Source organism: Barnesiella intestinihominis YIT 11860, from assembly GCF_000296465.1.
In the GTDB taxonomy this organism is placed as follows: Bacteria; Bacteroidota; Bacteroidia; order Bacteroidales; family Barnesiellaceae; genus Barnesiella; species Barnesiella intestinihominis.
The window spans coordinates 56,112-69,355 of sequence record NZ_JH815203.1; the positions used below are offsets into that span (position 1 = coordinate 56,112).

A 13,244-nucleotide genomic window follows, 5' to 3' on the forward strand; every position below is an offset into this window, starting at 1 on the left:
TTTTTCACTAAAAATCATTATGAAGCATTCATTTTTAAGAATCAACACTCTTTCGGCTGTTCTGCTGGCCATGACAGCGCAAGTGATGGCACAAGAACCTACGCCGCCCTATCTGGACGACAATCAACCCATCGAGGTTCGTGTCGAAGATGCCTTGTCGCGCATGACCTTAAAGGAAAAAATCGCCATCATACATGCCCAATCCAAATTCAGTTCACCCGGCTGCCCGAGGCTGGGTATCCCCGAATTGTGGATGAGCGACGGCCCCCACGGCGTGCGCATGGAATTTGTATGGGACAACTGGGATCATGCCGACTGGACCAACGATTCTTGTACAGCATATCCGGCACTGACCTGTCTGGCGGCCACGTTCAATCCCGAATTGGCATTCAAATATGGCAACGCCATAGGCCAAGAAGCCCGCTATCGGGAAAAAGACGTCATTCTCGGGCCGGGGGTCAACATCTACCGCACGCCGCTGAGCGGACGCAACTTTGAATATATGGGCGAAGACCCCTATCTGTCGTCCCGCATGGTTGCCCCCTATGTAAAAGGTATGCAACAAAATGGTGTCGCCGCCTGCTTGAAACACTTTGCCTTGAACAATCAAGAGAAAGACCGAGACAAAATCAACGTCGAGGTAAGCGACCGGGCTTTATATGAAATCTATCTGCCGGCATTCAAGGCAGGTGTACAGGAAGGTGGAGTGTGGACAGTGATGGGTTCATACAACAAGTTCCGCGGCCAGTATTGCAGCCACAACGACCTGCTCATCAACCAAATCCTAAAAAAGGATTGGGGCTTCGACGGGGTTATGATGACCGACTGGGGCTCGGCTCACGATACCGATGAGGCGGCGCGCAACGGGCTCGATCTCGAAATGGGCTCTTGGACAAACGGATTGACTTGGGGGTTGAGTTCGGCCTACGACGATTATTATCTGGCTCAACCGTTCTTGAAAAAGATAGAGAGCGGAGAACTACCCGAATCGCTGTTGGACGAGAAAGTGCGCCGGGTATTGCGCCTAACCTTCCGCACCAGTATGAACCGAAACCGTCCCTACGGGTGTAAACTTACCCCCGAACACGCCGAGATTGCCCGTAAAATAGCCGAGGAGGGTATTGTGCTGCTGAAAAACGAAAACCATTTCTTCCCTATCGAGAAAGGCCGCTACCAGAAAATCGCCGTCATTGGCGAGAATGCGGTCAAACAGTTGAGCCTCGGTGGCGGGTCCTCCGAATTGAAACCACAAAAAGAAATCTCGCCGTTGGAGGGCATGATCGAAAAATACGGCAAAGAGCATATTCTGTTCACGCTGGGCTATGCTTCGGGCGAGCCCAATTACAGTAACGAACTACCCTCGGGACTCGACGCCGACTCGCTCGTGCAAGAAGCCTTGAAAGTGGCTCGCGAAGCCGATGTAGTACTGTTCTTCGGAGGCCTCAACAAAAACTTTCAACAAGATTGCGAAGGCGATGACCGCCGGAGCATGGATCTGCCTTTCGGACAAAACGAGTTGATCGAGAAAATTATTCAAGTGAATCCCAATACCGGTGTCATACTGATTAGCGGCAATGCCGTGAGCATGCCGTGGCTCTCGCAAATCGACGGGCTCATGCAATCGTGGTATTTGGGTTCCCAAGCCGGTACGGCTACCGCCAATATCATCTGCGGCGAAGCCAATCCTTCGGGAAAATTGCCGTTCTCCATTCCGGTAAAACTGGAAGACAACAGCGCCCACTATTTCGGGGCAGAGTCCTACCCGGGTGTAAATGGCACGCAATATTACAAAGATGATATTCTGGTGGGTTATCGCTGGCACGACACAAAAAAAATAGATCCGCTGTTCCCCTTCGGATACGGGCTCTCATACACGACATTCCAATATGGGAAGGCTCGAACCGATAAAAAAACATACCGTGCCGACGAGTCTGTAAAGATTTCGTTTACCCTGAAAAATACAGGCGACACGCCCGGAGCAGAAACCGTGCAGGTATATATGAGCCAGAAAAAGCCCAGTGTGCTGCGCCCGGTCAAAGAGCTCAAAGGATTTAAGAAAGTTTTCCTGCAAGCCGGAGAAGAGCAAGTAGTGGAAATAGAAATACCGGTTCGGTCGTTCGCTTTCTATGACGAGCAAACAGCCGATTGGAAATTGGAGAACGACAGTTACTCGCTCCACGTCGCTTCATCGTCGAAAGCGATACAGGCCACCGCAAAAATCCAAGTGAAAAATTAGTCGCTATTACAAAAAACACAAATGAATATGAAACGTATTGTCTTAGCGGGGATTTTATCCCTTTTTGCCCTGTTTTCATACGCACAGGAATATCAATACCACTTCCTGCTTGCCGGGGCCTCGTTTGCAGTCCCCGAGAACGGGTGGTTCGAACTGGTGTGCGACGCCTTCAACGCCGAGGCCATGAACAAAGCCGTATCGGGCGACGCCATTAAACACACCGCCTCCGATATGTTCTACGACAGGTTTTACACCGACGAAGAACTCGAACGCAACGACGCATTCATCATCATGCATGTACACAACCAAGACGTAGCCAGCACAACCGGCATCAAAGAGAATTACGAAGACTACACACACGCCGACATTCAACAATACAACACGGCGTATGACTATGTAATCAAGCGATACAAAGCCGACTGCTACAACTTGAAAAACAACCCCAACTCGAAATATTACCAAACCGAGAACGGCAAGCCCGCCACGATTATCCTGTGTACCCACTGGCACGATTCCCGCATCTCGTACAACCAAAGCATCAGGGAATTGGCCGAACGCTGGCAACTGCCCCTCATCAAATGGGACGATAATATAGGCTTCACCCGCAAAGTGGTAGACGAAGACGGCCGGCAGCCGAGTATCAAGTATGCCGCCGACACCGAGAAGATATACGACATTACATTCGGGTGGCACCCGCTGCGCGGAAAAGAGCAATACATACAACAAAAAATGGCTGCCATTTGCATGGAAGAACTGGAAAAATTGTTTGAACCCATGCCCGCCTTGGTCGAAATTTCTGAAAAGAACAGCGTTGTCGAAAGCGGCGAAAACGCCTCTTTCATTTGCCGCTTCACCGGGGTTTCGCCTTGGAATCTCATCTACTCGGTCAACGGGGTGGAAAAAAAGTTGGACAGCATCATGGAAAACCCGTACATCGTAACGGTTCCTACCGTAACAGCCCAAACCTCTATCTTGCCCGTGGCCATAAGCAACCGCACCACCGAGAGCGGCGAGGTTGCTGGGAAAGCCGAAATCTTTATCGGCAAACAAGCGATCTCGCCTACTTTCGACACCTATGTGCACCAAGCCAACAAAACAACGGCTTATGTAGACGATGACCATTTGGAGGTAAAAGGAAACTCCGACACCCATACCCGCGAGGCATATCTATCGTTCCCAATCGATAAAATCGACCCCGAAGCCAACCGCATCGTATTGCGTGCCTACTATTACGACTGCATCTACCCGAGTTGGGTGCGGAAAGAGACTCACCCGGTAGGCATAGCGGGCAATACCCAGCAATATACCACCATGACTTGGGACACGAAACCCACCGATTTCACCACCATCGGCGAAACGAAAGTTTTGGGCAATGAGCTCGACAGTTATGTGGAATGGAACGTGACCGACTGGGTAAAAGAGCAAATCGAAGCCCAACAATCCCTCGTCACATTACAGTTGAAGATGAACGATACCGACGCCACCGGCCTGCTCTATTTCTATTCGTCGGAGGCCGACGACACACGGAAACCGCAACTGCTCGTATCATCGGACAACTCATCGGGCTATACCGAAATGACAAAATCAAATATCGAAGTATATACCCGACCGGTCGAAAAAGAACTCGTCATAAAGGGGATAGACGGGAGTTGCCTTGTTTCGTGCTACTCGTTATGCGGACAAACCCTGTTCTCCAAAACGATAGAAAACGACGAAACGATACAATTGCCCGCCAACGCTTCGGGCGTCTATCTGCTCCAACTGCGCAACGCGACACAACATCATACTTGCAAAATAGTTTTATAACCCACTTAATTCCTCTTATACAATGAAAAAAGGATTGTTTGTCATCTGCATGGCCGCTTTATTCGCTACAAGCTGTACACAAACAGGAAAAACCGAAGAAGATCGTTTTATAGAAGATCTGTTGAGCCAAATGACGCTCGAAGAGAAAATCGGACAAATGAACCAAATCCATTTCGATAAATCCTTGGACTCCATCAAAGCCCAAGTGCGCAATGGTGAGTTGGGCTCGATGCTCAACATAGACCCGAAACTAATCAACGAAATACAAAAAACTGCCGTCGAAGAGTCACGGCTGGGTATCCCCCTCATCATCGGGCGGGATATTGTCCACGGCTACAAAACGGTACTGCCCATTCCGCTGGGCATGGCAGCCTCGTTCGACCCGCAACTCGTGGAGAAAGGCACCCACATGGCCGCTACCGAAGCCCGCGAGCAAGGTATTACATGGACCTTCGCTCCCATGCTCGACATCTCTCGCGACGCCCGCTGGGGACGTATTGCCGAGAGTCTGGGCGAAGACCCCTATCTGACCAGTGAACTGGGTGTCGCCATGGTGCGTGGATTCCAAGGGGACAACCTCTCTGACAACGACGCCATCGCCGCATGTGTGAAGCACTTTGTCGGCTACGGCGCCTCGGAAGGCGGACAGGATTACAACTCGACCAATATCCCCGAGCGCCTATTGCGCAACGTCTATCTGCCTCCGTTCCAAAAAACGGTCGAAGCCGGAGCCGCCACGCTAATGACCTCGTTCAACGACAACGACGGGGTTCCCGCCTCGGGCAACGATTTCCTCCTGCGCACGGTATTGCGCGATGAATGGGGATTCGACGGTTTTGTCGTTTCGGACTGGTGCTCCATGGTCGAAATGATTAACCACGGATTTGCCGCCGACCGAAAAGATGTGGCCCGCCTCTCGGCCAATGCCGGTCTCGACATGGAAATGGTGAGCCAGACCTACGTCGACTACTTGCCCGAACTAATCGCCGAGAACAAAGTTTCCATAGACGTCATCGACAATGCGGTTCGCAATATCCTGCGCATTAAATATCGGCTGGGATTATTTGAAAATCCCTATGTCGACGAAGTGGAAACTTCGACAATCTACTCCGACGAACATTTGCAAACGGCTCGGCAAGCCGCTACCGAATCGGCTATCTTATTGAAGAACAACGGTGTGCTTCCGTTGAAAGAGAATAAGACCGTAGCCATTATCGGCCCTATGGCTCACGCACCCTACGACCAACTGGGCACATGGTCGTTCGACGGCGACAAAAACCACACCGTAACTCCGTTGAAAGCCTTGCAAAGCGACGAATACAAACACATAAAATACTACTACGAGGCCGGGCTGGGTCATTCGAGAGACGAGAGCACCCGTAATTTCGAAAGAGCAAAAAGCATCGCCCGCCAAGCCGATGTGGTTGTTGTCTTTGTCGGCGAAGAGGCTATCCTGTCGGGAGAGGCTCACTCGTTGAGCGACATCAACTTGATAGGCAAACAATCGGACCTGCTCAAAGCCATAAAAAGCACCGGCAAACCGGTCGTTATGGTCGTTATGGCCGGCCGGCCGCTCACGATCGAGCGCGACCTGCCCTATGCCGACGCGGTTCTCTATAACTTCCACCCGGGTACGATGGGCGGATTGGCTATCATGGACTTGCTCTACGGAAAGGCCAACCCCAGTGGAAAACTACCGGTGACCTTCGTACGCGAAGTGGGACAAATCCCCATGTATTACAATCACAACAATACCGGCCGTCCGGCACAGGATTGGATTACCCCGATAAACGACATTCCGCTGGAAGCCCCGCAAACATCGCTCGGCAACACATCGTTCTACTTGGATTCGGGGAAAGACCCGTTGTTCGCATTCGGATACGGTCTCTCGTATAGCACATTCGAATACTCCGATCTTAACCTGTCGAGCAACGAGGTGAACGCCAACGATACGCTCACAGTCACCGCTACGATCAAAAACACGAGCGACATCGACGGTACCGAAGTCGTGCAACTTTATGTTCGCGATTTGGTAGGATCTATCACTCGACCTGTCAAGGAGTTAAAAGGTTTCCAACGCCTTGCCTTGAAAGCCGGCGAAGCTCAAACCGTATCGTTCAAATTGCCCATCTCGGAACTGGCCTTCTACGGTAAAGATTTAATCAAGAAGGTAGAAGCCGGACAGTTTGACATCTGGGTTGCCCCGAACAGTACCGAAGGACTTAAAGGCTCTTTCACCGTGAAGGAATAACCTCATTATTTAAAATTAGAATATTCAAAACACAGAGTGCCTCTCCCCATGAGACACTCTATGTTTTTTTAAAGAGTAATAGTTTTTAACTTCTGTATTCCACAGCCCCTCCGGCTACGCCACCCTCCCTATATTTTCTTGCAGGAAACACAGGGGAGGAGGTTTAAAATATCTACGATAATGAAAACTGAAATACTCCGTAGCATTACGGAGTAATTTTCAGAAACGAACTTAAACGATGTTCCTTTCCTTAGAATAGCAGTTTTGCCGTTGATAACTATTTTCATAGTACAAAAAAATTAGAGTACCACAAAGATACTCTAACTTTTCATGCTATTAAAAGACGAAAATTATTTCAAATCTCTATACATGCCTAAAACAAACTCACAATAATCTAATGAAGATTGCAGTGTTGATAAACAACGATCAAGAGTTCCACAACCTTTCATCAAAACGTCTATTTCATTTTGGGTAAAATTAGAAGAAAGAATCTTTAATCTTACTGCCCTTTGACCAACTTCAATCCTTTCCTTAACAGAGTCATATAAGTCAACCAGTGCGTTGTAAGAACTTCTATAAGCAGAGTATAAACCAGAATCATATCCCCCATGATAGCAACTGATAAGAATAGCATTTGACCTAATATTTACATCATGCTGTAAATCGTTAAGTTCAGACTGTAGCTGATTAATTTCATGACGACAATACAGGTAATCATAATCATGTTGCAATGTATTTAACTTTGTAGAAAGGCTATCTACATAAGCTTTTAAGTCGGAAGTTTGAGATGGATTATTGTCTTGAGCAACTACACGACTCATTCCGAATAAAGTAAGGATAAATAATAATATTAATTTTTTCATAATCAATGGTATTAACTTTTCACAAAAATACTAATAATAATCAACATACCAATCATTTTCATTTAGGTGTTTTGTTCTTTATAACCAAACATTTTAATATGTTTTTTAGCACAAAAAGGGAAATAACGCTTACCCGATTGATAACTAAACGATATTTTTCAGAATCAATAGTCTTTATAACCTTTTAAGTTTTCAAATTTAGATAAAAAGAAGGATTTCGCAGTGTTAATTCATAAAGTTGAAACAGATGTTAAGATAAAAAGGAAGACAACTATTTAACTAAAAATAGAATAATGCATACTACTTTTCAACTACAACAATCTTTTCTTCTCACCGGCTTTAAATACGACTTTTTTCGAAACTCCATTGAAGCAAATCTCAGTTCGTCCTCCTTTAAGGGAAGAGACAATTAATGACACAACTTCTCTATTTTTCCATTCCATATCGACGACAAACCCGCCACGAGCACAAATACCTTGTACTCTACCATCGGCCCAAGACTCTGGCAATGCCGGAAGAAGAACGATCTTATTGGTTGAAGATTGCATGAGCATTTCTATAACACCCGAACACCCTCCAAAGTTACCATCTATTTGAAAAGGCGAATGAGCATCCAACAAATTCGGGTAAGTTCCACCCCCACGCCGCGCATCTTCTCCTTTATAGTTATCGGGACTGACATACCGAAGAAGCCTACGATACATATGATAGGCTTTTTCTCCGTCTCGTAACCGAGCCAAAAGGTTTACACGCCACCCGGTACTCCAACCGGTCGTATCATCGCCTTTAATTTGGAGTGTACGGGCACAAGCTGCCGCCAATTCAGGAGTTTCCTCAACCGACAAATGATGCCCCGGATACAACCCGAAAAGATGAGATTGATGCCGATGATATGGGTCTTGATCTTGCCAGTCGTAATACCATTCTTGCAAATTACCGTCCGTCCCAATTTGATACGGATACAACCGTGAAAGAGTCTTTTTAATTCTTTTCCTGAAAGACTTATCCACCCCGAGCACCTTCGAGGCTTCGGCGGCATCAATAAGGCATTCGCGTATCATCGCCAAATCGGAAGTATTTCCATAGGAAGTAGCCCCCACATACCCATCAGGCGTAATGTACTTATTTTCGGGAGAGGTTCCGGGAGAGGTCACAAGTTTTCCATCTTTCTCGACTAACCAATCCATGCAAAACTCTGCTGCCCCCTTTAACACAGGATAAAATTTACACAAAAATCCCTTGTCCAATGTAAAAAGATAATGCTCCCAAATGTGAGTAGACAACCATGTACCCCCCATCGTCCAACAAGCCCATGAAGGGTCCCCCTCATTAAGACCAACAGGACACGTCATCGCCCAAACATCTGAATTATGCCCCAAGCACCAACCTCGCTCTACTCCATAATAATCCTTTGCGGTTTTTCTTCCTGTCTTACTGAGATTAGCAATAAACTCTATCAGCGGATATTGCATCTCTATCAGATTAGTCGTACCGGAAGCCCAATAATTTTCTTCGAGATTAATATTGACTGTATAGTTACTGCTCCAAGGCGGAAGCACACTTTCGTTCCACAGGCCCTGCAAATTGGCCGGGACTCCCGGAGTACGAGAGCTAGATATGAGCAAATAGCGTCCAAATTGAAAATAAAGTTCCTCTAAATCTGGATTTTGTTGCTTACAATCGGTATAAAAAAGTAACTGTTTGTCTGTCGGCAATGCCGCAATATCATCATCTGTATTTCCTAAATCGAGTTTTACACGGTCGAAATAATATTTATAGTCTCTAATATGTGCCTCTCGCAAAGCATCATAAGTTTTACCGATGGCACACTTCATACGTTTTTCTACATGACTGCGATAATTACGCCCCTCTTTAACCGGATCCTTGTCAAAACCATTAAAACTCGTAACATTCGCTATCAAAATGAGCACTTCTGTGCTCCCGTCAATCTCGATACGACTATCCGAGTATCGATTCTTTACACTCCCATCGACACTCAAAACCCTCACAAGAGTCTTAAAGTGAATGCCTCTTTCCGGATCATAGCGATGCTTATCTTCCGCCTTATAATAAACCGGGAACGAATGATAAGCCGCATAACCTTCAACAGATATTTCATTATCGGCCACCTGCGAGCTATGGGGTAACGGAGAATCGAATGAAAGCAACGCATGAATTCCTTCCTTATTTTCAGATTTCAAACGAATGACAATCACCGAATCGGGAGCCGATGCAAAATAATCGCTCGTAAAAAGTTTTCCGTCCTTCAAGTATTGCGTTCGTGCCGTAGCATTACCAATATCGAGCCATCGGTGGTAATCAGAAATACCTGCTGTATCATCAAGATATTCTATCGTCAATGTTCCAAGTGGTTGATAATTTTCGCTGTAATGTCCTTGTACCTTGTATTGAGCCTTATCTGCTCCTTCATAATCCTCATTATCCAGTAAAGCTCTGATTTCGGGAATAACATTAAAAGCATCGGGAGAAGAATTTTCACTTTCGGGTTCTCCTGTCCAAAGTGTTATATCGTTAAATGAAATCTTATCTTTTTTTACACCGCCATATAAAGTCGCTCCCATCGTCCCATTCCCTATAACGAGAGCCTCTTCGAAATACTCTGCCGGACGATCATAATGCAATTTCATATTCCCGGCAAAAGTAACTAGGGGGATAAAAAACATACACAAAATAATCCAAAAAACTTTCTTCATCACCATAACTTTATATTGAATAACTTATTTCTAAATTTCTCTCCCTAATTTTTATCCTATAATTTTTTATCCCGTAATCGGTACTCTATCGAATCTCCGTATAAAGTTTGAAGTCCGACCAATTCCTGTTTCAATTTCTCGATTATACTTTCATATCCCGGCTTATCGAAAAGATTGTTCATTTCCGTGGGATCAGTTTGCAAATCGTATAGTTCCCATTGATCGATATCGTCATAGAAATGTATCAATTTATAACGTTCTGTACGAACGCCATAGTGACGTTTTACCATGTGTTCTGCCGGATATTCATAAAAATGATAATAAAGAGAAGATCGCCAGTCTTGCGGATGCTCGCCCCTCAATAACGGCATCAATGAAATACCTTGTATATCATCGGGAATCTCCACACCGGCCAATTCGAGGAATGTCGGGGCATAATCTATATTCTGCACCAATTCGGTAATATCGCCTCGCTTTTGAAAACCTTTCGGCAAACGCATAACAAGCGGTGTTCGCATAGACTCTTCATACATAAACCGTTTATCAAACCAGCCATGTTCCCCCATATAAAATCCTTGATCGGAAGTATAGACAACCAACGTATTATCCAATAACCCAGCCTTTTCCAAATAGTCTAACACTCGTCCAACATTATCGTCCAACGACTTCACGACTTTTGCATAATCACGCATAAACCGTTGATATTTCCACTCAACCAGCTCCTTCCCCTGTGGATTCTCCCGAAAAAATACATCAGTTATAGAATCATATACCGCATCATAGGCTACCCGATCTTCGGGAGTAAGCCGTTTTATCTTACGTCCATAGGCTTTCTTCAAACGTGACTTCATTCCCTCACGATACATTTTCGTATCATAAATAATATCCATGTCTTTTGCAATACTCATCGTTTGCGCAGCAGCCGGCCGCCGACCCTCGTAATCATCATAAAAATTATCGGGCATTGAAAACTCTTTATCTTCATATAACGTGAGATATTTCAATTCAGGTAGCCAGTCGCGGTGAATAGCTTTATGATGAATAAACAAACAAAAGGGCTGCTCCTTATCACGACCTTTCTCCAACCAATCTATACTTTTGTCGGTAATAATATTAGTTAAGTAACCCTTTTCTCGAACCGTATCATTATTCATCGTTATAAAATCGGGATTATAGTAATCGCCCTGACCGGGAAGAATTTCCCAATAGTCGAATCCCGTAGGCATACTCTCTAAATGCCATTTCCCCACGATAGCGGTTTGGTAACCCGCAGTCTGCAAAAGTTTAGGCAGCGTCTGCTGCGAACCATCGAATACACAAGTCGTATTATCGGTGAACCCATTCGCATGACTGTGTTTACCCGTAAGCATACACGCCCTACTCGGCCCACTTAATGAATTCGCTACAAAACTATTCGTGAACCGAACTCCGTCCCGAGCAATTCTATCCAAGTTAGGAGTTTCGATATAGCGAGTATCATAACAACTCATCATTTGTCCGGTATGGTCATCTGTCATAATATAAACAATATTATAACGAGGAGGAACTTTATTTTCTTTCTTACATGACGAAAAAGAAAAAACAACAGTAGTCGCTGCTACTCCCGTTAAATAGGGAGAAAAAGATTGGAATAATGTTTTCATAGAATCATTTAAATATTAGAAGGTCTTGTATTTATTATATTAAACAACTATTTCTTATTTCCGTGAAAATACCGAAACAACTCTCCATAATCCAACATTTTGTTTCTGCTTTCATTGGTACTTTCTTTGCGACAAATACAAAACGAACTCTATATAGAGTTTACTGTTATATTTGACTTATATATAATTTTGCCAAAGATAATATTTTTTCTCAAAAAGATATAAATCGAAAGTAAACGAAAGTTATTTAACCATTTCGATTTATTTATGACCTTGATTTCTATACTAATCACAAAAAACAACACCCTAAAAGTTTGAACTTTTAGGGTGAGTCATTTATTATAATAAAATTATTTCTTACCTAATATCCTCCGCCTAACGCATGATAAAGATTAATAACTCCCTGTATCTCTTCAAAACGATCGGATACGGCCGATAACTCGGCATCCAAAAGAGTCTGGCGTGCGGTAAGTACTTCTAAATAGTTCTGTGAACTATGACGCATCAGTAGTTCGGAACTCCTGACTGCCGATTGAAGCGAGATAATTTGCTGTCGATCCAAATCCAATCGTCGGCGTGCAACTTGCCATTGTAACAAAGCATCATTTACTTCTGTTCCAGCATTAAGGAGTGTCTGGCGGAAAGTGAGTAAAGCCTCCTCTTGTCGAGCTTTTGCAACTTTCAAATTAGCTATATTCTGTCCTCTGTTGAAAAGCGGTTGTACCAATGCCCCCACCGCAGAAAACAACCATTCCCCCGGATTAGAAATAATAGCTCCGGCTGCATTCGTCCACCCCGCCGAACCACTTAGCGTAATGGCAGGATAAAAAGCCGAATAAGCCCGATTTGTCGTATAAAAAGCTTCGGCTAATGCAGCTTCGCTTTGGCGTACGTCTGGACGCCTCTGCAACAACTGCAAAGGTACTCCTACCGATAAAGTATCGGGAAAAGACTGCATATCCAATGTCGAACGATCTATCCTCTGAGGAACTACTCCCAATAAAGACGATAAAGAATTTTCCACCTCGGTAATTTGCTGTTCTAATGATAATAAAGAAGCATCGACCGACAATTTACTTGCTTCGATTTGAGCAACAGCCATTTCAGTAGTTTGCCCCGCTTTCTTTAAAGCCTTCATAACGCGTAAATTCTCTGCCCATATCTCGGCCGTTCGTCTACTAATATCGAGTTGCTTATCCAACATCAACAGTGTATAATAACTATTTGCGATCGTAGCGATCAACTGAGTCTGGACGGCTTGCTTATATGCTTGACTTTGCTCTAACACAGCCTTTGCCTCTCGTTTGGCATTAGTGAGACGTCCGAATATATCTAATTCCCAATCGGCCGATGCAGCCAAATTATACGTCTTAGTCGGACTATTTCCTTCTATACTCTTGATTGTTCCCTGCGGAGTAAGAGAAACGGAAGGCAAATACGCCAACTTAGAAGAGGTCAACAAAGCTTCTGCTTCACGCACTTTCAACCGAGCTATATTCAAATCGGTATTATTTGCTATTCCTTTTTCGATAAGCTGTTGTAAAACCGTATCGGTAAAAAGTTCTTTCCACGAAAAATCAGCAAGCGACATCGTATCTTCTGTCATTGCCGGAACTCGATACAGACTATCGACTCCCGATAATTCAGGACGTTCATACGTCCTATATATGTGGCAACCGCTCAATCCGGTCAATAATAACAAACCTATAATTATCCTTTTCATATCAATGA

7 protein-coding genes are annotated in these 13,244 nt (G+C 44.9%); 3 read left to right on the forward strand and 4 right to left on the reverse strand.

The window, feature by feature from the left end:
• Positions 1 to 19 precede the first annotated feature (19 nt).
• From HMPREF9448_RS00220 to bglX, 3 genes are read left to right on the forward strand one after another with little or no spacing between them, the layout of a single operon-like run.
• Positions 20 to 2,236, forward strand: a complete 2,217-nt coding sequence (locus HMPREF9448_RS00220; RefSeq protein WP_008860678.1) for a glycoside hydrolase family 3 C-terminal domain-containing protein — start codon at positions 20 to 22, stop codon at positions 2,234 to 2,236.
• A gap of 27 nt (positions 2,237 to 2,263) precedes the next feature.
• Positions 2,264 to 4,042 carry a DUF5040 domain-containing protein gene (locus tag HMPREF9448_RS14310; RefSeq protein WP_008860679.1) on the forward strand — a complete coding sequence of 593 codons (1,779 nt, stop codon included), beginning with the start codon at positions 2,264 to 2,266 and terminating at the stop codon, positions 4,040 to 4,042.
• Between the two features lie 22 nt (positions 4,043 to 4,064).
• The gene (gene bglX, locus HMPREF9448_RS00230) at positions 4,065 to 6,293 is read left to right on the forward strand and encodes a beta-glucosidase BglX (RefSeq protein WP_008860680.1); all 2,229 of its coding nucleotides are present in this window, start codon (positions 4,065 to 4,067) and stop codon (positions 6,291 to 6,293) included.
• Between the two features lie 350 nt (positions 6,294 to 6,643).
• Here bglX and HMPREF9448_RS00235 read toward each other — a convergent pair whose 3' ends face one another.
• From HMPREF9448_RS00235 to HMPREF9448_RS00250, 4 genes are all read right to left on the reverse strand, one after another.
• Positions 6,644 to 7,156 (reverse strand): hypothetical protein, encoded by a 513-nt coding sequence (locus HMPREF9448_RS00235; protein WP_008860682.1) that lies wholly within the window; start codon positions 7,154 to 7,156, stop codon positions 6,644 to 6,646.
• A 311-nt stretch (positions 7,157 to 7,467) separates the two neighbouring features.
• Positions 7,468 to 9,870 (reverse strand): glycosyl hydrolase family 95 catalytic domain-containing protein, encoded by a 2,403-nt coding sequence (locus tag HMPREF9448_RS00240; RefSeq protein ID WP_157260312.1) that lies wholly within the window; start codon positions 9,868 to 9,870, stop codon positions 7,468 to 7,470.
• 56 nt (positions 9,871 to 9,926) lie between these two features.
• The gene (locus tag HMPREF9448_RS00245; RefSeq protein ID WP_008860685.1) at positions 9,927 to 11,513 is read right to left on the reverse strand and encodes a sulfatase family protein; all 1,587 of its coding nucleotides are present in this window, start codon (positions 11,511 to 11,513) and stop codon (positions 9,927 to 9,929) included.
• A 361-nt stretch (positions 11,514 to 11,874) separates the two neighbouring features.
• Entirely contained in the window at positions 11,875 to 13,236 is a 1,362-nt protein-coding gene (locus HMPREF9448_RS00250; protein ID WP_008860686.1) for a TolC family protein, read from the reverse strand.
• Positions 13,237 to 13,244: the final 8 nt, after the last annotated feature.